General features: G+C 69.1%; 20 protein-coding genes and 3 pseudogenes. 11 read left to right on the top strand and 12 right to left on the bottom strand.

Going from position 1 to position 24,384, the window contains the following annotated elements; all coding sequences use genetic code 11:
- Positions 1-36: 36 nt before the first annotated feature.
- Both ACFWVP_RS11800 and ACFWVP_RS11795 read left to right on the top strand, forming a co-directional pair.
- Positions 37-2,511, top strand: coding sequence for a glycoside hydrolase family 3 protein (locus ACFWVP_RS11800; RefSeq protein WP_384495779.1), 2,475 nt, complete (start codon positions 37-39; stop codon positions 2,509-2,511).
- 369 nt (positions 2,512-2,880) lie between these two features.
- Positions 2,881-3,147, top strand: a pseudogene (locus ACFWVP_RS11795) (enoyl-CoA hydratase-related protein); the annotation flags it as partial.
- Positions 3,148-3,256: 109 nt separating this feature from the next.
- Here the strand turns inward: ACFWVP_RS11795 and ACFWVP_RS11790 are convergent.
- Positions 3,257-3,940: a hypothetical protein gene (locus ACFWVP_RS11790; RefSeq protein ID WP_384495777.1), complete on the bottom strand. Its 684-nt coding sequence runs from the start codon at positions 3,938-3,940 to the stop codon at positions 3,257-3,259.
- A gap of 203 nt (positions 3,941-4,143) precedes the next feature.
- On the opposite strand from ACFWVP_RS11790, the gene ACFWVP_RS11785 reads away from it, so the two are divergent.
- The gene (locus ACFWVP_RS11785; protein WP_384495776.1) at positions 4,144-5,424 is read left to right on the top strand and encodes an APC family permease; all 1,281 of its coding nucleotides are present in this window, start codon (positions 4,144-4,146) and stop codon (positions 5,422-5,424) included.
- Between the two features lie 6 nt (positions 5,425-5,430).
- Here the strand turns inward: ACFWVP_RS11785 and ACFWVP_RS11780 are convergent, their stop codons facing one another.
- From ACFWVP_RS11780 to ACFWVP_RS11755, 6 genes and pseudogenes are all read right to left on the bottom strand, one after another.
- On the bottom strand, positions 5,431-5,745 hold the full coding sequence (locus ACFWVP_RS11780; protein ID WP_384495774.1) for a PadR family transcriptional regulator: 315 nt from the start codon (positions 5,743-5,745) through the stop codon (positions 5,431-5,433).
- 138 nt (positions 5,746-5,883) lie between these two features.
- Positions 5,884-6,105: pseudogene (locus tag ACFWVP_RS11775) on the bottom strand (NADPH-dependent oxidoreductase); the annotation flags it as partial.
- A complete protein-coding gene (locus ACFWVP_RS11770; protein WP_384495772.1) occupies positions 6,104-6,991 on the bottom strand; it encodes an SDR family oxidoreductase in 888 nt (295 codons plus the stop codon). The gene ACFWVP_RS11770 and the pseudogene ACFWVP_RS11775, both read right to left, overlap by 2 nt.
- A 124-nt stretch (positions 6,992-7,115) precedes the next feature.
- Positions 7,116-8,152 (bottom strand): annotated as a pseudogene (locus tag ACFWVP_RS11765) (NAD-dependent epimerase/dehydratase family protein).
- A 39-nt stretch (positions 8,153-8,191) separates the two neighbouring features.
- The gene (locus ACFWVP_RS11760) at positions 8,192-8,677 is read right to left on the bottom strand and encodes a hemerythrin domain-containing protein (RefSeq protein WP_384495771.1); all 486 of its coding nucleotides are present in this window, start codon (positions 8,675-8,677) and stop codon (positions 8,192-8,194) included.
- A gap of 305 nt (positions 8,678-8,982) precedes the next feature.
- Positions 8,983-9,186 carry a cold-shock protein gene (locus ACFWVP_RS11755; RefSeq protein WP_136326933.1) on the bottom strand — a complete coding sequence of 68 codons (204 nt, stop codon included), beginning with the start codon at positions 9,184-9,186 and terminating at the stop codon, positions 8,983-8,985.
- 617 nt (positions 9,187-9,803) lie between these two features.
- Here ACFWVP_RS11755 and ACFWVP_RS11750 point away from each other — a divergent pair.
- The 3 genes from ACFWVP_RS11750 (at position 9,804) to ACFWVP_RS11740 (ending at position 11,710) form a co-directional block, all read left to right on the top strand.
- Positions 9,804-10,031, top strand: coding sequence for a DUF5133 domain-containing protein (locus ACFWVP_RS11750; protein ID WP_384495768.1), 228 nt, complete (start codon positions 9,804-9,806; stop codon positions 10,029-10,031).
- 214 nt (positions 10,032-10,245) lie between these two features.
- Complete coding sequence (locus tag ACFWVP_RS11745) at positions 10,246-11,307, top strand: YihY/virulence factor BrkB family protein (RefSeq protein WP_384495766.1); 1,062 nt, start codon at positions 10,246-10,248, stop codon at positions 11,305-11,307.
- Positions 11,308-11,455: 148 nt separating this feature from the next.
- Positions 11,456-11,710, top strand: a complete 255-nt coding sequence (locus ACFWVP_RS11740) for a hypothetical protein (protein WP_384495765.1) — start codon at positions 11,456-11,458, stop codon at positions 11,708-11,710.
- 35 nt (positions 11,711-11,745) lie between these two features.
- On the opposite strand, the gene ACFWVP_RS11735 is transcribed toward ACFWVP_RS11740, so the two are convergent.
- The 3 genes from ACFWVP_RS11735 to ACFWVP_RS11725 form a co-directional block, all read right to left on the bottom strand.
- Positions 11,746-12,846 (bottom strand): glutamate--cysteine ligase, encoded by a 1,101-nt coding sequence (locus tag ACFWVP_RS11735; RefSeq protein WP_384495763.1) that lies wholly within the window; start codon positions 12,844-12,846, stop codon positions 11,746-11,748.
- Positions 12,847-13,003: 157 nt separating this feature from the next.
- Positions 13,004-13,345, bottom strand: a complete 342-nt coding sequence (locus ACFWVP_RS11730) for a DUF3140 domain-containing protein (protein WP_384495761.1) — start codon at positions 13,343-13,345, stop codon at positions 13,004-13,006.
- Positions 13,342-13,569, bottom strand: coding sequence for a DUF2945 domain-containing protein (locus ACFWVP_RS11725; RefSeq protein ID WP_384495760.1), 228 nt, complete (start codon positions 13,567-13,569; stop codon positions 13,342-13,344). Before ACFWVP_RS11725 ends, ACFWVP_RS11730 begins: the two co-directional genes overlap by 4 nt.
- Positions 13,570-13,628: 59 nt before the next feature.
- Between ACFWVP_RS11725 and ACFWVP_RS11720 the strand changes: the two genes are divergently transcribed.
- The 3 genes from ACFWVP_RS11720 to ACFWVP_RS11710 all read left to right on the top strand — a co-directional run bounded on the left by ACFWVP_RS11720 (position 13,629) and on the right by ACFWVP_RS11710 (position 18,373).
- Positions 13,629-14,516: a DUF6766 family protein gene (locus ACFWVP_RS11720; protein ID WP_384495758.1), complete on the top strand. Its 888-nt coding sequence runs from the start codon at positions 13,629-13,631 to the stop codon at positions 14,514-14,516.
- 76 nt (positions 14,517-14,592) lie between these two features.
- The gene (locus ACFWVP_RS11715; RefSeq protein WP_384495757.1) at positions 14,593-15,777 is read left to right on the top strand and encodes a zinc-dependent alcohol dehydrogenase; all 1,185 of its coding nucleotides are present in this window, start codon (positions 14,593-14,595) and stop codon (positions 15,775-15,777) included.
- 319 nt (positions 15,778-16,096) lie between these two features.
- The gene (locus tag ACFWVP_RS11710) at positions 16,097-18,373 is read left to right on the top strand and encodes a catalase (protein WP_384495756.1); all 2,277 of its coding nucleotides are present in this window, start codon (positions 16,097-16,099) and stop codon (positions 18,371-18,373) included.
- Between the two features lie 559 nt (positions 18,374-18,932).
- On the opposite strand, the gene ACFWVP_RS11705 is transcribed toward ACFWVP_RS11710, so the two are convergent.
- Both ACFWVP_RS11705 and ACFWVP_RS11700 read right to left on the bottom strand, forming a co-directional pair.
- Positions 18,933-19,868: a DUF3048 domain-containing protein gene (locus ACFWVP_RS11705; RefSeq protein WP_384495754.1), complete on the bottom strand. Its 936-nt coding sequence runs from the start codon at positions 19,866-19,868 to the stop codon at positions 18,933-18,935.
- A gap of 743 nt (positions 19,869-20,611) precedes the next feature.
- Positions 20,612-22,045 (bottom strand): endo-1,4-beta-xylanase, encoded by a 1,434-nt coding sequence (locus ACFWVP_RS11700; RefSeq protein ID WP_384495753.1) that lies wholly within the window; start codon positions 22,043-22,045, stop codon positions 20,612-20,614.
- A gap of 564 nt (positions 22,046-22,609) precedes the next feature.
- Between ACFWVP_RS11700 and ACFWVP_RS11695 the strand changes: the two genes are divergently transcribed.
- Positions 22,610-24,076: a non-reducing end alpha-L-arabinofuranosidase family hydrolase gene (locus ACFWVP_RS11695; RefSeq protein ID WP_384495751.1), complete on the top strand. Its 1,467-nt coding sequence runs from the start codon at positions 22,610-22,612 to the stop codon at positions 24,074-24,076.
- A gap of 109 nt (positions 24,077-24,185) precedes the next feature.
- Positions 24,186-24,371, top strand: a complete 186-nt coding sequence (locus ACFWVP_RS11690) for a hypothetical protein (protein WP_384495750.1) — start codon at positions 24,186-24,188, stop codon at positions 24,369-24,371.
- Positions 24,372-24,384: the final 13 nt, after the last annotated feature.

Raw genomic sequence — 24,384 nt, 5'->3', positions numbered from 1 at the left:
GTACCGTCCTGCCCGATTCCTCATGGAAGAGCCGCCATGAATCGTCGTACGTTTCTCTCAGCCGCCGCCTTCACCGTCCTGGCCTCCGGTATCGCACCGGCCGCCGCCGTGCCCCGCCGCGGCGCACCGGCCGCCCCCGACAGCAGGGCCGTCGCCCTCCTGGCGAGGATGACCGCCCCACAGAAAGAGGCCCTCGTCCGCTGCGACTTCGCGGCCCTGAGCTCTCTCGGCATACCCGCACTGACCATGGTGGACGCCTCGGCCGGCCTGCGCGGGGAGACCGGCGTGACAGCGTTCCCCGTCCCCCTCGCACAGGCCGCGACCTTCGACGCAGACCTTGCCGGGCAGCTCGGTCAGGCGCTGGGCACCGAGGGGCGGGCCAAGGGCTACAACAACCTTCTCGGCCCCACCGTGGACACGGCTCGCACCTGGCACTTCGGTCGGCAGGCGGAGAGCATGGGGGAGGACCCGTTCCTCTCCGGCACCCTGGGCGCGGCACTCACCCAGCGCATCCAGGAACAGCATGCCGTGGCCACGATCAAGCACTTCAGCGCGTACACCCAAGAAGTCAACCGCTTCTTCGTCGACGCACAGATCTCCGACCGGGCGCTGCACGAGATCTACCACGCGGCCTTCGAGCGCATCATCGCCAGGGTGCCCGTCACCTCGGTGATGATGGCCTACCCCAAGATCAACGGGACGTTCGCGACCCAGAGCCCCGTCCTGTTCGACGACCTCAAGAAGGTCATCGGCCTCGAGGGCTACACCGTCCCCGACTTCTGGGCCGGCGACGACCCGGTGGGAGCCGTCAGGGCAGGCATGGACCTCGGCGGACTGGGCCCGGGCGGTGTCAAGATTCCCGCCGGCGGCCTCACGGACGGCAGTATCCCCACCACCCGCCTGGACGACGCGGCGCTGCGCATCCTCAACACCATGTACGTCAACGGTCTCTTCGACCACCCCGTACCGGCGCCCACCGCGAACGTCAGCACCAAGGCACACCAGGACCTCGCCCACAACCTTGCCGTCAACTCCACCGTCCTGCTCACCAACCGCGGCAGAGCGCTCCCACTGACCTCCGCCGTCAAGTCACTGGCGGTGATCGGCCCGGCCGACACCACCGCCCTGACGGGCGTCTCCGGCTCCACCTATGTGAACCCCGGCACCTGGACCACCCCGCTGGCGGCCATCAGGAACCGCGCCGGCGCCGGAGCGACTGTCACCTACCGACCGGGATCCGTCGGAGACGTCCCCCTCACCCCTGTTCCGGCCACGGTGCTGCGCACGCCTTCCGGTGCGGCAGGGCTGACCGGCAGCTTCTATGCCGGCGCCCAGCCGTCCGGCACGCCCGTGGCCACGCAGGTCAGCTCAGGCATCGACTTCACCGGTGCCCCCGTGACGGGTCTCCCCGCAGTGTGGTCGGCTCGCTGGAGCGGCACTCTCACGCCGAGCACCACGGGTCTGCACCGCTTCTCGCTGCTGCCCGCAGGGACCACCAAGCTCGTCATCGACGGCAGGACGGTCATCTCCGGCACGCGTCACAGCCGCCAGTTCTTCCTCGGACCGTACGACTACCCGCTCCAAGGCACCACCGACCTCACAGCCGGACAGACGGTGAGCATCAGCGTCGAATACACCAACAGCACCGCCGACACCGGCACCAGCGGGCTCACCCTCGGCTGGCAGCCGAAGTCCCTCATACCGGACGCGGTCGCCGCAGCACGGACCAGCGACGCCGCGGTCGTCGTGGTCAACCGCGTCGCGGGCGAGGACATGGACCACGGCTCCCTCGACCTGCCGGGAGACCAGAACAAGCTCATCGCCGACGTCGCGGCAGCCAACCCCCGCACCATCGTCGTCCTGAACACGGACGGTCCGGTCGCCATGCCGTGGATCAACGACGTCGAAGCGGTCGTCCAGCTCTGGTACGCCGGGCGCGCCACCGGAACCGCGCTGGCAGCCATCCTCTTCGGGGACGCCGACCCCTCAGGCCGTCTACCGGTCACCTTCCCCGTCTCCGAGTCCCAGGGACCGGGCGCGACACCCGCCACCTACCCCGGCAACGGCCCCACCGTCTCCCACGGCGAAGGCCACCTGGTCGGCTACCGCTACTACGACGCGAAGAACCAGAGCCCGCTCTTCCCCTTCGGCCACGGCCTCTCCTACACCACCTTCGGCCTCGGCTCCCTGGAAACGTCCTACGACACGGGCAGCAGGACGCTGACCGCCGCCGTCACCCTCACCAATGCCGGGACCCGCGAAGGCACCGAAGTCGTGCAGCTCTACGCGGCCCTGCCCCCCGGCGCGCAGGCCGAGCCCCGGCGTCTGATCGGCTTCCGCAAGGTCACGCTCGCCCCACGTGCGAGCACCCGCCTCACCTTCGTCGTCAGCGCCCGCGACCTCTCGGTGTGGACCGCCGGCGCGTGGAAGCTCACCCCCGGCTCCTACACCGTCCACGCGGGCCGGTCCTCGCGGAGCCTGGCTGTTCAGCGGGTCGTCGCCGTCAGCTGAAGTTCAATCAGGCAGCGGGCCCTCCGGCCCGCTGCCTCCGGCCGGCCCCGGCCGCCGGGCAGGGGGTCGGTGCCCTTGCGGTGTCGGACGCCGCGTGGGCACGGGCCCCCATCCGGCAGTTCCCGTCCTCGCCAGGGTGTCGGAGTACTGCCTGGCCACCCGGGCTAGGGCATCTTGTCTCACCGGAACCCGGGGCCGTCCACCATCCACATCCGGGGCCGCGCGGCCAACTTGATGCGAGCCGTGTCCCCCAGCCAGGTCGGCGACGTCCGGACAGGGCAGGAATGCGAGGCCGAGGAGCGCGCTCCGCAGCGCCACGCTGATGTCGCCGGAACGACCGTGGAGAACGAGCGGCCCGCTGGTTCTCCTCCCGGCATGGCCGCGCTCATCCAGTCTCGTCTCGCCCCGCAGACCGCGCACGAGGCCATGCTCACCGCCCGTCGTTACGGCGGCGCCGACGCCGCGGCGGCCGGCATCGTCGACCAGGCGGTCACCGAGGACGCCGTGCGCTCCACCGCGATCGAGATCGCCCAGGCGCAGGTGAACAAGGCCGGCGACACCCTGGGCACCATCAAGGCCCGCATGTACGCCCCGGCCCTGGCCACCCTGCGCGACACCACCAACCCGCTCGGCTGACCCGCCCCACCGACCGCACCACCCCGCGCCCCGGGCGCCCACGCCCGGGGCGCGGGCCCGTCAACCACCCCTTCGGAGCCCGCACCGACGGCGGGGGCGATCCAGGTGGCTACTCGACGGTCTCGAAGCCGAGCCCGTAGCCCTCGGCGCCCATGGTGAGCCGCAGGGTCGCGTAGCCGGGCTCGCCCTGGTTGGCGAACTCGCTCCAGTACTGGCAGGTGTAGCCCGTGTCCTTGCCCAGGGGCACGGCCTTCGCGACGGGCATCGACTCGCACGCCAGCTTGCTCGCATCGGTGCGACCCGACTCGGAACCGTACTGCTCGTTCAGCGAGTCGTAGACCGTCTTCGCTACCAACAGGCCCATCTTCGGCGTGGTTTCGAAGAAGATGAGGGAGCTGCCCTCCTTGGCGGAGTCGCTGATCTTCACCTCGTAGGGAACGTCCACCCCCTCGTACGTGGCGACGCACCGGCTGACCGCGCCGGCTTTCTCGTCCACCCCGCCGGTGCACTTGGCGCTGGTCTCGCCCGGCACTCGGGCGGAGCGGAGGACAGCCTGACGCAGGTTGTGCTCCACCTTCTCGACGAAGGGCGCATCCATGGCGGGGAGTGGGGTGATCTTGAGTTTCTCGCCGGCCTCGCGCTGGGGGACAACGCCCGGCTGGGGGCCGTCGACGGCGACGGGCAGGGCCTTCTGTGCGGCGCCACCGGCGCTGTCCACGGCATCGGATGCGCCGCATCCGGCGGTGAACAGACCGGCCACAACCAGGCCGACGAGAATCTTGGCATTTCGCATAAGGCGAAGGTAAAGGCTCCCACTGACAGTGCGTACGCAGGATGCGCGACGCGGCTCCACAGGCGGGCAATGCGCTGAGGACAAGGCGCACGTTCGTGTGTACGCCGCCATGGCCCGCCTGGAACGGTCGTCCGACGGTTCACGTATCGTCTTCCGATATCGGATTCCGCAGGGACTGCGGCCGGGCCGCCGAGGAGTGAGCCGTGAGCAAGCCGACGATCGCGGCTGGGGCACCGGACGAACTGCACCGCAGGCTGGGGGTGTCCGACGCCGTGGTGATCGGCCTGGGGTCGATGATCGGCGCCGGGATCTTCGCCGCGCTTGCCCCGGCCGCCCGTGCGGCCGGCTCCGGGCTGCTCCTCGGACTGACGCTCGCCGCCGTGGTCGCCTACTGCAACGCCACGTCCTCCGCCCGGCTGGCTGCCCGCTACCCGGCTTCGGGTGGCACGTACGTCTACGGCCGTGAGCGGCTGGGGGACTTCTGGGGCTACCTCGCGGGGTGGGCGTTCGTGGTCGGCAAGACCGCGTCCTGCGCGGCGATGGCGCTCACGGTCGGCTCGTACGTGTGGCCCGGCCAGGCTCACGCGGTCGCGGTCGCGGCGGTGGTGGCGCTGACCGCGGTGAACTACACCGGGGTGCGGAAGTCGGCCTGGCTGACCCGGGCGATCGTGGCAGTGGTCCTGGCGGTGCTCGCCGCCGTGGTGATTGCCGCCCTCACCGCCTCAGCCTCGGACGGGGCCCGGCTCGGTGTCGGGGACGACGCAACCTTCGGCGGGGTGCTCCAGGCTGCGGGCCTACTGTTCTTCGCATTCGCCGGATACGCCCGCATCGCCACGCTCGGCGAGGAGGTCCGCGACCCTGCCCGCACCATCCCCCGGGCCATCCCGCTCGCGCTCGGCATCACCCTGGTCGTCTACACTGCCGTCGCCGTTGCCGTTCTGACGGTGCTCGGACCCGGTGGCCTGGCCGGTGCCGCAGCTCCGCTGTCGGAGGCCGTCCGGGCGGTGGGCGCCGACTGGCTGGTGCCGGTCGTGCGCGTGGGCGCTGCCGTGGCCGCGCTCGGATCGCTGCTCGCGCTGATCCTCGGTGTCTCCCGCACCACCCTCGCGATGGCCCGCGACCGGCACCTGCCGCACCAACTGGCCGCCGTGCACCCAAAGTTCAAGGTGCCGCACCGTGCCGAACTCGTGGTCGGTGCCGTGGTCGCGGTGCTCGCCGCGACGGCGGACGTACGCGGGGCGATCGGCTTCTCCTCCTTCGGCGTACTCGCCTACTACGCCGTCGCCAACGCATCCGCCTGGACGCTGGGCCCGGACGAGGGCCGCCCTGCGCGGATCATCCCCGCCATCGGGCTGGCCGGCTGCCTGGGGCTCGCCTTCGCCCTCCCCGCGGCCTCGGTGATCTGGGGCACCGTCGTGCTGGTCGTCGGGGCCGCCGCCTACGGGGCACGCCGCATGGTGGCCGCCCGGAGCGCAGTCCGCTGACCGGCTCTAGGGCGCTCCGTCGACGAGGCCTTCGCGTGCCGGCTCCTTGAGAGCCCTGCGGTCCTCGGCCAGCGCCCTCTTCCCGGCCTCGGTCGCCCTGTGGACCCGGCGGGTACGGCCGTCGACCACCTGTTGCTCAGAGGCCAGCAGGCCGTCGGCCTCCAGCCGGTGCAGTGTGGGATACAGGGTGCCGGGGCTGACCCGGTAGCCGTGCCGGGCCAGTTCCTCCGGCATCCACGCGCCGTGGATCTCTTCCTCGGCCGCGTGATGCAGGATGTGCAGCCGTACAGCGCCGCGCTGGAACTCTCGTACCTGGCCCACCTTTGGCAGTGACGAATTTGATATCGGTCTCCGATTCCATGCCGGAGTCGAACGAGTGGACCCGTCCCTTCGGGCCGACGGCGGGTGCCTCCCGAAGTGTCGAACACCGACCTGCCCGCTACCGGGGGCGTCAGGCAGCGGGCAGGGAGGGCCGGCCAGGAGGCGGGCCAGGTGGAACGCGTTCGCAGCGAGAGTCTCGGTGGTCGGGGCGACGGTCTCAGGCGTCTCGTCCAGATCCTGGTGGTCGGTGCCCCGCATGGCTTCGCCGACCCGGTACGTGACGGCCCCGGGCGCCGGCGAGAAGCCGATGTCGTTCTGCCCTTGGAACGCCTCGGCGCTCACCTTGTGCGCGCTGTCCTCAGGGGAGCGGGGTGCCGCCGGTGGCGTTCATGATCTCGCCGGTGATGAACGAGGCGTTCGCCGAGGCGAGGAAGACATAGGCGGGCGCCATCTCCGCGGGCTGCGCGGGGCGGCCCAGCGGGCTCTGCTTCCCGAACTCGGCGGTGTCGGGCATCGTCGCCGGGATGAGGGGTGTCCAGACGGGTCCCGGGGCGACGGCGTTGACGCGGATGCCATCGGGGGCCAGCATCTGGGCCAGCCCCTGGGTGAAGGTGACGATCGCCCCCTTGGTCATCGCGTAGTCGAGCAGGTGAGGGCTCGGCTTGTACGCCTGTACCGACGTGGTGTTGATGATCGAGCCCCCTGCCGGGATGTGGGGCAGGGCGGTCTTGCACAGCCAGAACATCCCGTACAGGTTGGTGTGCACCACGCGGTCGAACTGCTCGGTGGAGATGGCGGAGATCCCGTCGGGCTGGGACATCTGGTACGCCGCGTTGTTGACGAGGACGTCGATGCGGCCGAACTCGGATACGGCCCGTTCGATGAGCGAGCGGCACTGCTTCTCGTCCCGGATGTCGCAGAGGGCGGGCACCGCCTTGCGGCCCGCCTGCTCCACCAGGCGGACGGTCTGCTGGGCGTCCTGTTCCTCCTCGGGGAGGTGGGTGAACAGCACATCGGCACCCTCCCGCGCGAAAGCCAGCGCGACCGCACGGCCGATGCCCGAATCACCGCCGGTGATCACTGTCTTGCGGCCGACGAGCAGCCCTGACCCGCTGTAGGAATCCTCACCATGGTCCGGTGGCGGGTCCATGGGGCCGGTCCAACCGGGATGTGCTTGGTCCTGCTGGGGGAAGTCGGGGCGGGGATAAAGCTCGTTCGGGTCCTGCGGTCCTTCACTGCTCGCCATGGCTGAGCCCTCCTACGTCGTCGAACAGATGTGGCGCGACACGTCGCGTCGTCGGCAGGGATGCGGAAGCTTTTGAGCCGCTGCACCTTCGCGCACCGGCATCCGCGGCGCGTCGCTGCACCAGTCAGCCGATCTTTCGGCCGGCCAGCGGCGCGGTGTCTTCACCCGCGCCTTTGCGCACGCCTCGCAGAAAGGCGTTCAGCGCGTCTTCCGCGGTGTGCACGGGCTGCCACCCCAGCAGGTCGCGGGCCCGGCCGGAGTCGAGAACGGGCAGCCTCAGCACAGCGTCGAACAGGTGCGGGGAGGCCGGCACCGCATGGGCCCGCCAGGCACCTGCGAGCGCCGTCCGCACCAGTGCCCTGGGCATCCGTACGATCCGCGCGCCGAGCATGCCCGCCAGTGCGCGCGCGTCGATGACCGGGCTCGCCGCCAGGTTGAAGGGGCCGCGTACGTCGCGCAGAACAGCCAGTCGGTAGGCCTCGGCGGCGTCGTCGGTGTGCAACACCTGGAAGCGCAGCCCTTCGAGATCGGGCACGAAGGGCAGCAGGTCGGGGCGCAGAAGGTTTCCCGGGACGAAACGGCCTGCGAAGATCCGTCGCTGTTCGGGCGCGGCCGTCTCCTTGAAGAGGAACCCCGGACGCATCCGGACCACGCGGATCTGCGGGTGCCGCAGTTCGAACGTGTCGAGCACCCGTTCCAGGTATGCCTTCTCCCGGCAGTACGCCGCGTCCGGCCAGCCGTCCGTGGGCCAGCCTCGTCGACCCCGGGTTCGTGCTTGGGACCGGGGGAGTAGGCACCCACGGACGAGGCGTGTACGAGGGCGGGCACCTCGCTGCGCGCCAGGGCGTCGAAGACCCGCTGGGAGCCCAGGACATTGCTCTGCCACGTCACCAGCGGGTCATGGGTGGGCTGGAAGCGCCACGCCAGGTGGACCACAGCGTCGGCGCCACGCAGGAGATGGGTGAGCTGATCCTCGCTGTCGGCCCGCGACAGGTCGATGGTGCCCCACTCCACCTTCGCGATCTCCACCGCGGGCCTTCTGCGGGCCAGCGCGAGAACCGAGGCGACGTCGGGGTCCCTGGCCAAGGCATCGACCACGCTGGTCCCCACGTTGCCGGTCGCCCCGGTGACCACCACCCGCTTGCCCGGGTTGTTCTCCATGCGCGCTTCCTTCCCTTCCTGCCTCTGCCCGGCGGGCCTTCAGCCCCTGCCGCGGCCGGTGGGCAGGGCTCGTGCCCGGTCCACGAGCCCTGCGCCAGGCCCCAGCAGCTTGTTGCCGGGCGGGGTGTCGGGTGCCGAGGGGTGCGGGCGGGTCGGCGCCGTCATCTTGGCTGCGCGGATCCTGTCGCCCAGTTGGTCCAGGTCCTGGGGGGTACAGGCGGCGGCGAGCATGGGGAAGAGCCGGTCCTCCTCGTCGCGTACGTGCTCGCTCACTTCGAGCTTCAGCCTTGCCACCAGGTCGTCGAACCGCGGGTGGTCCGCGGGCAGGCCCTCCCCGTGTTCGCGCACCGCCGGGTAGAGGTGCATCCCCTCGGCCACGGAGTGACGCACCAGCTCGATCGTCAGTTCATCGGCCGGCTTGCGGCGCTGCTGGTCACCGACCCGCTGCACCTCGACCTTCGCGAAGAGTTCTTCGACCTCCCGGTGGTCGGTGGTGAGTTCCTCGATCACCCCGCCGTGTCCCATGAGCGAGATACCTTCCATCCGTGTGGTTGAGTCCGGGGCAGACCACCGTTCCACAGCGGGTGCCCCGAGGGCCCCGCAACACGCACGCAGCGGGCGTGAGGCCGAGCGATGCCTGCCCTGGCGACATGACCGGCGCCCGCTCGCCATGACGCACGAAGCCCGCCGCGCGAGCGCTCGTGCGGCGGGCTTGTCCTCGGTAGGGCTGGGAGCGTGCCCGTCCGGTCAGGCTGCTGGCCGGTCACACCCGACAGGGCTCAACCGCTCACACGCCACTGGCACTGTGGGACGACGGCCGGGTTCTGTGCTCAAGCAGGGGTGATGTTCTCCGCCTGAGGGCCCTTCGGTCCCTGAGTGACGTCGAAATTGACCTTCTGGCCCTCCTGGAGCTCGCGGAAGCCCTGGGCGGCGATGTTGGAGTAATGGGCGAAGACGTCGGGGCCGCCGCCGTCCTGCTCGATGAAGCCGAAGCCCTTCTCCGCGTTGAACCACTTCACGGTTCCGCTGGCCATCTTGTGTCCTCCAACGAGATTCGGGGTCAGCTCCGCAGGTGCGCGAGCCGGAAGTAGCCGCCCTGGCCCCAACAGGAAAGCGACAGCACCCGTGCACACGTTGACGGGCCCCGCACTCCGGAACCATGACAGCTGCCGCAGACGCTATACCGGTCGCCCGGCCACATGACGGATGCCTGCCGGTTCTGCGGGCGCGTCGTGGGCACATCGGGTTCTCCGTCCGCGTCGCGACTGCCACCTCAGGCCGGGCCGGTGTAGGAGTGACCGCGGAGGAGTGGCGATGTCCGAGTTCGCTGATCACGTGGTGCCGACTGAGGGTGTCCCCTGCTGGGTCAACCCGATGGACCGGCGCTTCCTGGGCGGCGGACGGCGCAATGCCGCGCATGGGGCCGCAGGCGGGGTCCCATCTGCCCTCCGGGGACCGGCGCCGCCGCCGAACAGCCCTGTCACCGGAGCTCAGCCGTGCGGATACCACGGGCGAGTGGGGCGTCACCGAGCCGCCGGACCGTCCACCTCGGGAATCCTGTCCGTGTACGGAAACGGGCTGTATGAAGACGAGGACCCGGGGCAGACGTGCCCGCGAACGGTCCGTGAGAGACGATCAGAAGGAGCCTGAGGTGCTGATGGCCCACCCCGCGGTGCTGCGGAACCTTATCGAACAGTACGAAACCCTGCGCATCCTGCAGGCGCAGAACGGTGACACGGCGGCGCAGCAGCGGATGGACGACATCGCCTACACGCTCTGTGTGGCCACTGGTACCCAGGACATCGACGCCGCTCTGATCGCCGGCCGCCACCAGCTGCCCGGCGCGCGTCCCCAGGACGATTCTCTCGTCGGCGGCTAAACCGAGGGCCGTCGGCCGTGTTCACCACTCCTCCTTTCGGCTGCCCGACCCGTTGTTTTCGGCTCGGACCACGGCCACGCACTCGCGGAAGGCCGCGTTCCTCACCCGCGCGGATCGGCCCGGCCGACGCCCGGAGAAGGGCCGCTCATCCGCCCGGACGCCTGGAGCGGCTGTGCAGTCGCGCCACAGGGGCACCTGGGATTGGCTGATCCGTATGTCGAACGAACAGAACAGCCAGGGCAGCACCGGGCCGCAGGAGGGCCGGTCGGGCGCCGGCCCGGACCCGGAAGTGGAGCATGCCGCACCGGACACTCCCACGAAGGTCGGCAAGGCGTCGTGGGGGGCAGTGCTGGGGCGCACGCTCAAGGAGTTCAAGCGGGACGAACTCACGGATCGGGCGGCCGCTCTGACCTATTACGGAATCCTCGCTCTGTTCCCGGCTCTGCTGGTTCTTGTCTCCCTGCTCGGTATCGCGGGGAAGTCGACCACCCAGACCGTGCTGGACAACATCCAGAAGCTGGCTCCCGGTGCCGCGCGTGATGTTCTCAAGAACGCGGTGACCCAGTTGCAGTCCAGCAGCGGGACCGGGTGGGTCATCGCGATCGTGGGACTGCTGGCCGCACTGTGGTCGGCTTCCGGCTACGTGGCAGCGTTCATCCGGACCTCCAACGCCGTGTACGACATGCCCGAGGGGCGGCCGGCCTGGAAGGTGCTCCCGATCCGGGTCGGCCTGACCTTGGCGCTGATGGTGCTGGCCTGCGTCAGTGCGCTGATCGTCGTTCTTTCGGGTGACCTCGCCCGTCGGCTCGGTACGGCACTCGGCATCGGCGACACGGCCATGACCGTGTGGTCGATCGCGAAATGGCCCGTCCTGGTGGTGCTGGTGACCATCCTCCTGGCGATCCTCTACTGGGCGGCGCCGAACGCGAAGGGGCGAGGCTTCAAGTTCGTGACGCTGGGCAGCTTGCTCGCTCTGGTGATCTGGATGGTCGCGTCGGCGGCCTTCGCCTTCTACGTGGCCAATTTCGGGTCGTACAACAAGACCTACGGTGCGTTGGCCGGCGTGATCATCTTCTTGGTCTGGCTGTGGATCACGAACCTGGCGATCCTGCTCGGTCTCGAGTTCGATGCGGAGCTGGCCCGTGAGCGGGCCGTGCTCGGGGGGCATCCGCATCTGGAGGAGCCGTATGTCGCACCCCGGGACACGAGAAAGTGGACGGACCAGGATCGCAGGGGCATGGGGGACACCGGCCCCTCTGATCCCGACTCCCGCTGACTGACCCGTGCGTGCGCTGTCGACATCAGGGACCGGGCCGACAGGGCCTGCCGGAGAATCCGTCGAGGGCATCTAGGACATCGACTGACCTAGGAGGCGTCCAGCGTCGTCACCTCGTCGAGGCATTCGCACTCCAGGAGGCAGCCAGATGCTCGTCGAGCCGGTTCCCCAGGGCTATCACGCTGAGACGCCGAGGATCATCTCCCGTCACACGGTGCGACTCATCGACTTCATGAAGAGGGCGTTCGGCGCCGAGAGGCTCACGTGCCTGGCCGGCAGGGACGGAAGCATCGGGCATGCCGAGGTGCGGATCGGTGACGCCGTGGTGATGACGTTCGACGCGCGGCCGGAGCGGCCGCCGACCCCGGGCTTCCTCCGCCTCCCCGAACACCTGTCGCGATAGCGGGTGGCTCTCGCCGGTTGATCCGGGCCGGTGGATCAGGTGGCGGTGGTATCGGCGACAATCAGCTCGTTGACGGCCTTGAGGCCCCCTTCCCTCAGTGCCCGCCGCTGGCGATCTGCGGGCGTCCCCTGTCGCAGCAGCCGGTGTACGAGCGCGGCAACTTGCCGGATCTCACCCGTTGCCTCCAGTACGGGCGTGATGTGCTCCATGAGCTCGGCGACCGCGTCACCGGCGCTGACGCGTGTACCCGTGGCAGTGATCAGATGTCCGCCGAGCCCGTGCCGCGCAGCCTGCCATGTTGCCGCCTGAAGTACTTCGAAGAGGTAGCGGGCAGTGGGCGTCTGCGCTGCGGTTTCATGGATGGCGGTAGTCACCAGCGCACGTACGATGCCGGCGAACATGACCGCCTCATCGGCTCGTAGCTGTACGTCGCAGCAGCGGACTTCGACGGTCGGATAGCGGTCGGAGAGCCGGGCCTGCCAGTACAGCTGTCCCGTGTCCCGGATGATCCCGCTGTGCAGGAGTGTTTCGATTCGTCTGGCTTCGTCCGCCGCGTCCTCGAAGGCGGGAGGCGGTCCACTGACGGGCCACCGGTCGAAGACCACTGTGCGCCAACTGGCGAACCCGGTGTCCTGACCGTCCCACAGCGGTGAATTCGCTGACATGGCGATGAGCACGGGGAGCCAGGGGCGCAGACGGTTCAGGACGGCCACGCCGATCTCACGGCTCGGCACCGACACGTGCACATGCATGCCGTTGATCATTTGCTCGGCCACCAACTGGGGAGCCTGTGAGCGCAGGGCACGATAACGCGCCCGCTCGGTCACGGGGGCGGACGTACCGCCTCTCAGGGGCGGAGTCCCGCACGCGGCGAGCTGACATCCGTACGCTTCGGCAGCGGCATTGGCGGCGAGCCGGAGGCGCAACAGATGGCCGCCGACTTCCTCAAGCTGTTCGCACACGGGCGTGGCCACTTCCACCTGCGCCTGCAAGAGCTCCGGCTGCACTTCACCATCACCGGCGATCGCGGCCATTCCCGCGGCAGCTCTCACCTGTTCCCCCGCAGCGACTGGCAGCCCGGTCAGCGAGTCGAGCAACAGATATTCTTCTTCCACCCCGACGGTGACCGGATCCATCGGGCCAGTGTCAGGGTTCCCCCGGCGGGATCACAGCAGGACACGGTACTCGTCGCCGTCGATCTCGGCGGGCGTACCGAGCCGCGCGTGCTGGCCGGCGTGCTGCGGAGCGCCGACGTCCTGGTGAGTGGAAACACCGGGCCCGCCCAGGAACTGCCTACTTCTCGGGGTCGTGGCCCCAGTTCATCAGTGAGTACCGCCAGTGGCTGTCGCTGACATCGCCGTCGGGACGCTGCGCGACGTGCCGGCGCACATAGCCGGTGACCTTACGCATGTGGGCGAGGTCGCTGTCACTGAGGTCGTCCTTCCGGGTGCGCAGCAGCTCTATGATTCGGCGGCCGGAGGCGTGACCCGTGGACTCCCCGCCGCCGTCCTTCTGCCCCACGTCGCGGGACCGGTCGGTGTCGAGCCACTTCTCCAGCTCGCCGGCGGTCATGTTGACCGCCTCGCTGAAGCGGTCGAGCGTTTCCTGACGATCCTCGCTCTGCCCGCCGCTCATGAGCCGTCCTTCTTGTGCAGTGACTCCGGCTTGTGAACGGCGTTCTTGCCCGTCTTGTCGCTCCGCACCTCGTACTGCGGCTCGTCCTTCGAGGCGTCCACGGTCCGGCCCGCGGTCTCGGTCCGCTCATCGATCCTCCGGGTGACAGATCCTTTGACCTCTTGGCCGTGGCTCTGCCACTTCACGTCGTCACCCTTGGTGAGTTTCCTCTTCTTCTTCGCCATGGTGACTCTCCCTCCGCTCGCCGACAGCAGCCGCGAGCCGCTCGCGGGCCGCCGTTCGCGTGCCCGACTCCGCCAGGATCACGGCTGCGCGGGTTGCGCGCACGACGGTGAGGGCCGTTGGCGGACGGCACAGGGTGGTCATCGTCCGCTCAGCGGGGACCGCGTGTCCCCGGACGCCTCTGTGCGCACCCGGAACTCCACGCTTGTCACTTCCGGAATGCGGGCTGCGCTGCCGCAGTCCTCGCCCGGAGCACCGTGAAGCAGCTGAGCGCGGTACGCGCCGGTTCGTACGCGACACCGGAAACAGTCTGGGCTTCGGAGCCGCCTTCCTCCTCGCTCCTGCCGGACAGGCGATCGCGGGCCGCGCGGAATTCAACAATAAACTCGTCACCGACGGACTCGTGCGAGTCGGATTCCTCGATCACCTGACGTCACCCGACTTCGCCGTGGACGTGACGGAGAACTGGCAGTCGGAGTGCCTGCATTTCTTCCTGTCCACCTTCGCCACCGTCTGGCTCCTTCAACGCGGCTCGCCCGAGTCGAAGGAAATGGACAAGGCCGGCCCCGAGTCGGACAAGGAGCAGGGGATGGGTGGGCACGGGGGTCCGCATGCCCCACGCCGGGCCGGCCGCCCGGCCGCACGATGCCGGGAATTCGGAGGGCTGACGCCTGGCCGGCGCCCTTCCGAACAGCCGTGCCACGGCCACTGCTACCGGCGTCGGCGTCACGGAGAGCCCCTTTCCGGCTCGGGTGAGCCGATCCCCAAGCCCCCTATCGGGAGGCCCCATCGCGGAGCCGCGAAAAAAGGTGATGGAGGGCTCACGGCGGGCAGGGGAGTGTGGCGGCGGCGGAGTACGGAACTGGGTCGAAAGCAGGGGCTCGACCCATGCGATCTCGCCTCGGGAGACCGTTATGGGGAACTCGGTCCCGGGAAGGAGAAAAAGTAGATCACGGAACGTGCCGACGCGGCAGGCCGGACCGTCGGCGCTCGAATCTCCGCATTACCTATCGAAAGGTCGCCTCATGCGCGCACTGACCTGGCAGGGAAAGAGGGACGTCCGGGTGGAGACCGTCCCGGATCCGCGGATCGAGGAGCCGACGGACATCATCGTCAGGATCACGTCCACCGGCATCTGTGGCTCGGACCTGCATCTCTACGAGCTCCTCGGCCCCTATCTCGACCCGGGAGACATCCTCGGCCACGAGCCCATGGGCATTGTGGAGGAGGTCGGCGCCCAGGTGACGTCGCTCGCCCCCGGGGACCGGGTCGTCGTCCCCTTCAACGTCTCGTGCGGGCACTGTTACATGTGCGACCGGGGGCTGCAGTCCCAATGCGAGACCACCCAGGTCCGTGAACACGGCACGGGCGCCTCCCTCTTCGGCTACACGAAACTGTACGGCCAGGTGCCCGGTGGCCAGGCGGAGTTGCTGCGCGTACCGTTCGGCGACAGCCTGCCGATCAAGGTTCCGCACGGGCCGGCGGACGACCGGTTCGTCTACCTCTCCGACGTACTGCCGACCGCCTGGCAGGCAGTGGAGTACGCGGCGATTCCGCCCGGCGGGACGGTAACCGTCCTGGGCCTGGGACCGATCGGTGCCATGGCGGCCAGGATCGCCCGGCACCGGGGGGCCAAGCTGGTGGTGGGCGTCGACCTCGTACCCGAACGTCTGGCCCGCGCCACCGCGGACGGAGTGACGTGCCTCGACCTGCGTCGGCACGGCAAGGATCTCGGCGACGCCGTCCGCGATCTCACCCATGGACGAGGCACCGACGCGGTGATCGACGCTGTCGGCATGGAGGCACACGGCGCCCCGGTGGCGAAGGCCGCTCACGGGGCCGTGGGGCTGCTGCCCGACGCCCTGGGGCAGCGGCTCATGGAAACAGCGGGATTCGACCGTCTGACCGCCTTCCGGGCAGCGATCGACTTGGTGCGCAGGGGCGGAACGATCTCGGTGTCCGGCGTGTACGGCGGTGCGGCCGACCCCCTGCCGATGCTGACCATGTTCGACAAGCAGATCCAGCTCAGGATGGGACAGGCCAACGTCAAGCGCTGGGTCGACGACATCCTCCCGCTGCTCACCGACGAGGACCCGCTCGGTGTGGACGAGTTCGCCACGCACAGGCTGCCGCTCGAGGAGGGGCCGCAGGCGTACAAGACCTTCCAGGACAAGCAGGACGGCATGATCAAAACACTGCTGATCCCCTGAGCGCGGACAGCAGGTCGGGTGACGGGCCGATCCGGTGACGTCCCCAGGGCCCAGACGGTGTCGCGTTGTTGCGGGCAGCCCATCCTGTGGCGCGCCCGACCCCGCGCCTCGCAGGAATGAACGAGCGGGGCCCCGGCACCGGATGCTCGGCGTGTACTGGACGGGCTCTCCGCGGCGGCTCGGCCGGGTGGTGACGCCGGATGGCCCAGTGCATGTGTCGGCCGACGGGCCCAGGGGTACCCGTGGCCAGTCGATGTTCGCCTCGCCCGAGTGCTGATTCCTCTGCGCGTGGCGCTGCCCGTCAACAGATCGGAAGACAGTGAGCGAGAAGAACCCCATGGCGGCTGCCGCCGAGAAGGTCGTGGAGAAGCTCCAGGAGGCGGTTCGCCCCGGCAACGAGATCCCGGGGGCCCCGGGGCCGGAACCGGCCTCGGTCGAGGAGCCTACGAAGGCGCGCGGGCCGCTCCCGCCCAAGAGTGACCAGCACGGACCGGACACGTACAGCCCGACCGGCCAGCCCACCGGCGCCCGGCAGAGCCACCTGGCCCAGGACGGTGCGTACCTCACCACCGCCCAGGGTGCGCGCCTGTACGACACCGACCACTCCCTCAAGGCCGGCCCTCGCGGCCCGGTGCTGCTCCAGGACCACCACCTGCGCGAGAAGATCACCCACTTCGATCACGAACGGATTCCTGAGCGCGTGGTGCACGCCCGCGGCGCGGCCGCGCACGGCGTCTTCCGCGGCTATGGCGCCGCTGCGGGGATCACCAAGGCCGCCTTCCTTGCCGAGGGTGTCGAAACTCCCGTGTTCGTCCGCTTCTCCACCGTGCTCGGGTCGCGCGGCTCGGCGGACACCGTCCGGGACACCCGGGGCTTCGCGACGAAGTTCTACACGGAAGAGGGTGTCTTCGACCTGGTCGGCAACAACATCCCGGTCTTCTTCATCCAGGACGCGATCAAGTTCCCCGACGTGATCCACGCCGGCAAGCCGCATCCGGACCGAGAGATCCCCCAGGCACAGAGCGCCCACGACACCTTCTGGGATTTTGTCACCCTCCACACCGAGGCGACCCACCACACACTGTGGAACATGTCGGACCGCGGTATCCCGCGCTCCTACCGGATGATGGAGGGCTTCGGCGTCCACACCTTCCGGCTGGTCAACAGCGAGGGGGAGACCACGCTGGTGAAGTTCCACTGGAAGCCGAAGCTGGGTGTGCACTCGCTGGTGTGGGAAGAAGCGCAGATCACCGCGGGTATGGACCCTGACTTCCACCGCCGTGACCTCGCGGACGCGATCGAGGCGGGTGCCTTCCCCCAGTGGGAGCTGGGTGTGCAGACCTTCCCGGACAGCGAGGACCAGATGTTCGAGGGCATCGATCTGCTGGACCCGACGAAGATCGTCCCCGAGGAGCTGGCCCCCGTTCGCCCGATCGGCCTGATGACCCTCAACGCCAATCCGTCGAACTTCTTCGCCGAGACCGAACAGGTAGCCTTCCACGTCGGCCACCTGGTTCCCGGCATCGACGTCACCGACGACCCGCTGCTGCAGGGGCGCCTCTTCTCCTACCTCGACACCCAGATCAGCCGACTCGGCGGGCCCAACTTCGGACAGCTGCCGATCAACCGCACGCACGCGCCCGTCAACGACATGCTCCGGGACGGCATGCACCAGACCGCGGTGCACCGCGGTGTCGCACCGTACCGGCCCAACTCCCTGGACGGCGGCTGCCCGTTCCTGGCGGGTGCGGACACCGGGGCCTATATCGAGGTACCCGCCCGGATTCCCGCCACCGGCAAGATCCGTGACGCGGCGGCCTCCTTCGACGACCACTTCAGTCAGCCCCGGCTGTTCTGGGTGAGCATGACTCCCACGGAGCGCGAACACATCGTCGCCGCCTACACCTTCGAACTCGCCAAGTGCTGGGATCAGGCCGTCAAGGAACGGGCACTGAAGGCGCTCGCCAACATCGACCCGGAACTCTGTGGGCAGGTCGCGGCCGGACTGGGCCTTCCGGCACCGAAGGCGAGTCTGCCCTCGGCGGTGGTCGAGCCTAGTCCCGCGCTTTCCCAGCTCGGTGAGGACTGGCCGGTCGACGGCCGGATCGTCGGCATCGTCACCGACAGCACATCCGACCTGGACGGCGTGCGCCAGGTGCGCAGGGCAGTTCTCGACGCCGGGATGGTCCCGCTGGTCATCGCCCCGGCAGGCGGCACGCTGGGCCCGGACAGCGATCCCATCACCGTGCAGCGCACCTTCACCACCGCCCGGTCCGTCGAGTTCGACGCGATCCTGCTGGCCGGGGCGCCGGGGCCGGCGGCGGACGCCTACGGTGCCCGTGATGCCAAGGTTGACGACAGTGCTGTCACGGCCACCGGCGTGGACCCCCGACTGCTGCTGATGGTCACCGAGGCGTACCGCCACGGCAAGGCCATCGGCGCGTGGCGCGACGGAGCGAGTGTCCTGGAGGCGGCAGGTCTGTCGGCGGGCTCGGCAGGCGTGGTGAGCGGTGAGACCGCGTCAGCAACCCTCGACGGCGTGACCGCTCTCCTCGCGGGGCACCGGGTCTGGGACCGCTTCACGCCCGCTCTGTGACGGAGGGCCAGGAGCTGATCCGAGCTCATGGCCCATTCATTCCGAGTCCGTGGTGGAAGGGCGGCAGAAGCCGTGAGGCATCTCTGCCGCCCCGAGCCGTGTGGCGGAGTACTGCGTATCGGATGGGTACGTGGCTCCGTCGGCCCGGCCACCCTCACGCGCGATACGCAGCGAGGGACGCGGCCGGCGGCCGATTCGCTGGTGTCAGTAGCCACCCGGGGCGGACCAGCTCTCGTGCCGTCCATGGGGGACGCGGCTGCCCCAGGGATCACCGATCCGGTCGATCGAGGTCTCCATCGTCGCCTCCTGATGGTCCGCCCGGGCACTCCAACGACGGGCCTCGATGCCGGCCGCCCCGTATCCCTCGGCATTCCCCGGTGCCGAACGGGCGCCCGGTGTTCCTGCGCTCGATAGCGCCTCCCCGCGCGGCCAAGGCGCCGGTGCCCGGCCACGTACGAGGCCGGGCACCGCACGACGCCGAAGGGTCGCCGCTGCGACTGCGAGGTGCTGACATGCCCGTGCGCGGACAGGCGGGTGTGCGGACTCCGGCGGCCCCGCGTCACTTCGGGACGAGCACGATCCAGACCTGGCCGGTCGCGAACGTCATCGGCTCGCCGTCCTCGGTGGTGAAACCGGTCGCCGACCCGGCGGTGTTCCGCTCCCATGCCACGTCGTACGACCTGCCGTCGCGCAGGACGGCCGCCGAGCCGGACCCCACCGTCGCGCTGAAGGGCGAGGTGTTTCCCCCTCGGTCGCGGAAGCGCGAATCCTGTACGTCCACTTCCTGCAGGACCACCGTGGCCGCTCCGAGCCGGTCGCCGGAGGCAGCGCGGGCCGGGGTGCCGTCCATGCTCACCAGCCACTGGCCCCCGTCCGGGGACCAGGTGAAGGTGAACCGTGCCGACGGGTACGACACCGTGCGCCCACTGACGGGAGTGCCGCCCGGGGGCGGCGCAGCGAAGCGGAGCCCCAGGTCCTCGGCCGCGTCCATCCCGGTGGCGGCGTGGACGTCTTCCGGGCGCAGGTACAGATTGTGCGGTGCGGCGCGGTCCCCGTCGCGGAAGTAGGCGTGCGGTGCCTTCGACGGCGGCAACGCGTCGAGAGGGGCCGCTGCGATCGACGGCCGGAGGGCGGACTGGGCGCCCGAGTACGCGAGCGTGGGCTCGTCGAACTGCCGGAGGAGCTCCAGATCCGTCTCGCGAGCGCTGCGTACGGGGCCGATGACGGACGGCACTTCGGAGGAGTAGACGGCGAGTATGCGGCTGAGACCTGCCTCCACCTGCTCCACGTAGACGATGTCGGCCTCCTCCAGTCCGGTCGGCGGCCGGGCCGCGGCCACGTTGTCGATCTTCACGGCGAGGACGTCGGCGCGTGCCGCGGATGCCGTCGTGGGACCTGCAGTCCCTCCGCCCGAGCTGCCGCAGGCCGCGGTGATGAGCAGAGTGAGCACGGCGAGCGCGGCGGCGGCCGGTCTCTTCGTCACGGAGGTGGGCATGGCTGCCGTCCTTTTCGAGCCGGCTCTGCGGAACGGTCCCGGCCCACGTCTGCTGCGGCGATGACTCTCCCGTCAATCATTACGCAGAAGACCGGTTGGAGCGCCTCAGGCGCGGCGTCGCAACCCCTCCGGTGCCGCCCGGCGCCGGTTAACCGCCTCCTTCGATGACGACGGCGAGCAGCAGCTGGTCCCGCACCACCGCCCCATTCCATACGCCGAACCTGCGCCTCATGGCTGGTCCAGAAGGAGCTTCGCTCTACGGGGTCCAGCACTTCCTCGGCCACGAAAGCTCCCGGACCACCCAGCGCTACGCCCACCTGCAGCCGGATTCGCCCAAGGCCGTCTCGGAGCCTGGGAGCGGATGGAGACCCCGCTCACGATCGCGGCACAAAGGTGCCTTCGCCCCTGTCCTGCTCGGACAGGGGCGAAGGCGTTTTCGGCGTCCCCGCCGGATGAGGTGGGCGGCGAAGTTGTGTGCGCCACCCGCGAACTGGCAGGACTTGTCGCCCGTGCCATCCCCTCGGCCGGGCCAGGACCACGAGGGTGGGAGGTGCTGATCAGCCGTACCACCGAGGGGGATGCCTCTCGGGGCGTAGGCCGAGCGTCCTACCCACCGTCGTCGCCTCGGCGGACCCCGGATTCACGGTGGCGACCCGGGACCGTCAACGATGTCTTCCTGGGGGGCGGGAGAAACCGCACCGCAGGCCGTCATCGGTTCGCCCCTTCGTCTGTGGCAGGTCCCGTCAGGTGAGGGTCCAACGCTGGTTGCTGCCGTTCGAGCAGGAGTAGAGCTGGATCTGGGTGCCGTTGGCGGTGCCGGTCCCGACGGCGTCGAGGCAGAGGCCGGACTGGACGCCGACGATGGATCCGTCGGAGTTGACGCGCCACTTCTGGTTGTCGCCGCCCCAGCAGCTGTAGATCTGGACCTTGCTGCCGTTGCTCGTGCCGGCGGCGTCCAGGCATTTGTCGCCATATACCCGGAACTCACCCGAGTCGGTGGCCACCCACTGCTGGTTGGTGCTGCTGCCGCAGTCCCACAGCTGGAGCTGGGTGCCGTCGTTGGTGCTGGCGTTGGGCACATCCAGGCAGCGGCTCGAACCGACGCCCTTGATCTGTCCGGAACCCGCCGGGGGCTCGGTGGTGCCGCCGGCATTGAGTGCGTTGAGGACGGCGGAGTAGGCGGCTTTCTTGCTGCCGTCGTTGTTGAACAGCAGCGGTGTGTGCTCCGCTCGCCAGGAGTCGCTGTCGCGCACACCCCAGACGGTGATGCCGAGGCAGCGCTCGACGGCCAGGCAGTCGTTGGTCACGTTGGCGTAGGTCGTGGGCGAGGCGCCCTGGATGTCCAGCTCGGTGACGGCCACGTCGACGCCGAGGGCGGCGAAGTTCTGCAGCGTGGTGCGGAAGTTGCTGTTGTAGGGGCTGCCGCTGTTGAAGTGCGACTGGAAGCCGACGCAGTCGATCGGCACGCCGCGCTGCTTGAAGTCCCGGACCATGGAGTACATGGCCTGGGTCTTGGCCCAGGTCCAGTTCTCGACGTTGTAGTCGTTGTAGCAGAGCTTGGCGGACGGGTCGGCGGCGCGCGCGGTGCGGAAGGCGAGCTCGATCCAGTCGTTGCCGCTGCGCTGCAGGTTGGAGTCGCGTCGGGCTCCCGAACTTCCGTCGGCGAAGGCCTCGTTCACGACGTCCCACTGGACGATCTTGCCCTTGTAGTGGGCCATCACGCCGTTGATGTGGCCGATCATTGCCTGGCGCAGATCGTTGCCGCTGAGGCTCTGCATCCAGCCGGGCTGCTGGGAGTGCCAGGCCAGGGTGTGGCCACGCACCTCCTTGCCGTTCTGCACCGCCCAGTTGTAGACGCGGTCGGCGGAGCTGAAGTTGAACTGGCCCCGCTGCGGTTCGGTGGCGTCGATCTTCATCTCGTTCTCGGCCGTCACCATGTTGAACTCACGGTTCGCGATCGACGTGTACGTCGAGTCGCCCAGCCTGCCTGAGGCGATGGCGGTGCCGAAATAGCGGCTGCTCTGCGCCGCCGCGGCGCCCAGCGTGCTCTCGGCGGCGTGTGCTCCCGGTGGCGCGACCAGCGCGGCGGACGCACCGAGGACGCCGACGACCAGCGCCAACAGCAGGCTGCGAGTTTTCCGGCGGACAACGGGTCTGGGAAGGGCGTAGGAGCCCATGACTGTGCCTCCAAGGTGGAAATCACGAAAGGACTGATGCGGTGCGCGGATCTGTCGTGCAGTACAGAATGCCGAGGCCGACGTTCGGTATCCCGGACCACGGCCAGTTCCTCAGACAGGGATGATTGAGGCATCGGTGATGGGCCGTCAATACTCCCCGCAGGAGAAGTTTCGATTGGTCATTCGAAACTTTCCGACACCCTGCGAGTGGAATGCAGCCCCGGCGGCGCCGCCGGCGAACGCCGTAGGGCCGCGGTCGGGGCGATCGCGCGGACGCTGCTTGCTCGGCTTTCCTCCGCCGCGCATGCGCCTTGGGCTGGCGAACTGTATTCGCGCGCACTCGGGAGAGGTCCGGTCGGCGCGATCACTTGTCAGGCCCGAAGGGGAGGTGCTGTTTGTGGACAGATCAGTGGCGAGCCTTGACCGGAGAACCCCGCATCCCTAGTTTGTGGCGTCAAAGCATCCGGGAATCCTCGAAACTTTCGAAACCGTCCCGGACCCGCGGCACTTCCGCTCCGCTGTTCATCAGGGTCACCTCAACCCAGCCCCTAGGAGGCGCAGCTCATGTGGTACCGCCACTCGTCCCCGGCCCGGCCAAGACGCCTGCTCGCGGTCCTTGCACCCTTGTTACTCGTGGCCACCTTCCTCGGCGCCCAGCCCGCCGAGGCGGCCACCGTGGACCCCAACGCCTCGTACGTGCTGGTCAATCGCAACAGCGGGAAGGCCCTGGACGTCTACAACATGGCGACCGCCGACGGCGCCCGCATCACTCAGTGGACCAGGAACGATCAGAGCCAGCAGCAGTGGCAGTTCGTCGACTCCGGGGGCGGCTACTACCGCATCAAGTCCCGCCACTCGGGCAAGGTGCTGGACGTCTACAACTGGTCCACCGCGAACGGCGGGTCGATAGTCCAGTGGGCCGACCTGAACGCCTCCAACCAGCAATGGCGACTGGCCGACAGCTCGGACGGCTACGTAAGGTTCATCTCGCGCCACAGTGGCAAGGCCCTCGAGGTACAAGGTGCCTCCACCGCCGACAACGCGAACACCGTCCAGTACGACGACTGGGGCGGCACCAACCAGCAGTGGCAGCTCGTCAAGGTCGGCGGCGGCAACACCGGCCCGTGCGATCTTCCGGGGGCATACCGCTGGACATCATCGGGCCCGTTGGCGCAGCCCAAGCCCGGGTGGGTCTCGTTGAAGGACTTCACCGTCGTCCCCTACGAGGGCAAACAGCTCGTCTATGCGACGACGCACGACACGGGGACGAGTTGGGGTTCGATGAACTTCGGCCTGTTCTCCGATTGGTCGGAGATGGCCTCGGCCGGCCAGAACGCGATGTCAGCTTCCACCGTCGCGCCTACGCTCTTCTACTTCGCGCCGAAGGGTATCTGGGTGCTCGCCTACCAGTGGGGCGGGTCCGCCTTCTCCTACCGGACGTCGAGCGATCCCACCAACCCGAATGGCTGGTCATCCCCGCAGGTGCTCTTCTCCGGAAGCATCCCCGACTCCGGAACGGGACCCATCGACCAGACGCTCATCGGTGACGGGACGAACATGTACCTGTTCTTCGCCGGCGACAACGGCAAGATCTACCGGGCCAGTATGCCGATCGGGAACTTCCCGGGCAGCTTCGGCGCGACCTCGACAGTGATCATGAGCGATACGACGAACAACCTGTTCGAAGCCCCGCAGGTCTACAAGTTGCAGGGCCAGAACCGCTACCTCATGATCGTCGAGGCGATCGGCTCGCAGGGTCGCTACTTCCGCTCGTTCACGGCAACCAGTCTGAACGGCGCGTGGACACCCCAGGCCGCGACCGAGAGCAACTCCTTCGCCGGCAAGGCCAACAGTGGCGCCGCCTGGACCAACGACATCAGCCACGGCGAACTGATCCGCTCAAGCCCCGACCAGACCATGACCGTCGATCCCTGCAATCTGCGGTTTCTCTACCAGGGGCGCAGCCCCAACTCCGGCGGCGACTACGGCCTCCTGCCCTACCGTCCTGGTCTGCTGACACTGCAGCGCTGACGACGTGACACATCTCCGGCTCCGGTACGGGGCCGTCGCGGCGGGCTCGTACCGGGGCTGCTCGGCCCAGACCGACGCGCTGGCTGGTCTTGACCAGTCAATGTTTCCCATGCTGGGGCACCTCCTGCCGTACGCGGACACCGCTTTCAACCACCGGCAGGCGTCGACCCTGTTGGAGGAGGTGTCCCGGTTGCCTGCAGGCGTGCTGACCAACGAGTTCGCGCGCGAGTTGATCGAGCTGGGTCAGGTAGTTCTTGACGGACAGGGCCTGTACCTGTGGTTCCTCGGGGACTGAGGCTGCAGGCCGG

The organism is Streptomyces sp. NPDC058637 (assembly GCF_042717325.1).
In the GTDB taxonomy this organism is placed as follows: domain Bacteria; phylum Actinomycetota; class Actinomycetes; order Streptomycetales; family Streptomycetaceae; genus Streptomyces.
This window is presented reverse-complemented; position numbering and strand designations above follow the sequence as displayed.

Excerpts from the sequence above, each read along its gene's own strand:
- ACFWVP_RS11770 (WP_384495772.1), bottom strand. The coding sequence starts at position 6,991 with ATGGCGAGCAGTGAAGGACCGCAGGACCCGAACGAGCTTTATCCCCGC.
- ACFWVP_RS11730 (WP_384495761.1), bottom strand. The coding sequence starts at position 13,345 with ATGAGCGGCGGGCAGAGCGAGGATCGTCAGGAAACGCTCGACCGCTTC.
- ACFWVP_RS11705 (WP_384495754.1), bottom strand. The coding sequence starts at position 19,868 with ATGCCCACCTCCGTGACGAAGAGACCGGCCGCCGCCGCGCTCGCCGTG.
- ACFWVP_RS11740 (WP_384495765.1), top strand. The coding sequence starts at position 11,456 with ATGCTCGTCGAGCCGGTTCCCCAGGGCTATCACGCTGAGACGCCGAGG.
- ACFWVP_RS11695 (WP_384495751.1), top strand. The coding sequence starts at position 22,610 with ATGTGGTACCGCCACTCGTCCCCGGCCCGGCCAAGACGCCTGCTCGCG.
- ACFWVP_RS11800 (WP_384495779.1), top strand. The coding sequence starts at position 37 with ATGAATCGTCGTACGTTTCTCTCAGCCGCCGCCTTCACCGTCCTGGCC.
- ACFWVP_RS11755 (WP_136326933.1), bottom strand. The coding sequence starts at position 9,186 with ATGGCCAGCGGAACCGTGAAGTGGTTCAACGCGGAGAAGGGCTTCGGC.
- ACFWVP_RS11790 (WP_384495777.1), bottom strand. The coding sequence starts at position 3,940 with ATGCGAAATGCCAAGATTCTCGTCGGCCTGGTTGTGGCCGGTCTGTTC.
- ACFWVP_RS11700 (WP_384495753.1), bottom strand. The coding sequence starts at position 22,045 with ATGGGCTCCTACGCCCTTCCCAGACCCGTTGTCCGCCGGAAAACTCGC.
- ACFWVP_RS11715 (WP_384495757.1), top strand. The coding sequence starts at position 14,593 with ATGCGCGCACTGACCTGGCAGGGAAAGAGGGACGTCCGGGTGGAGACC.
- ACFWVP_RS11735 (WP_384495763.1), bottom strand. The coding sequence starts at position 12,846 with ATGGATCCGGTCACCGTCGGGGTGGAAGAAGAATATCTGTTGCTCGAC.
- ACFWVP_RS11745 (WP_384495766.1), top strand. The coding sequence starts at position 10,246 with ATGTCGAACGAACAGAACAGCCAGGGCAGCACCGGGCCGCAGGAGGGC.
- ACFWVP_RS11760 (WP_384495771.1), bottom strand. The coding sequence starts at position 8,677 with ATGGGACACGGCGGGGTGATCGAGGAACTCACCACCGACCACCGGGAG.
- ACFWVP_RS11725 (WP_384495760.1), bottom strand. The coding sequence starts at position 13,569 with ATGGCGAAGAAGAAGAGGAAACTCACCAAGGGTGACGACGTGAAGTGG.
- ACFWVP_RS11690 (WP_384495750.1), top strand. The coding sequence starts at position 24,186 with ATGCTGGGGCACCTCCTGCCGTACGCGGACACCGCTTTCAACCACCGG.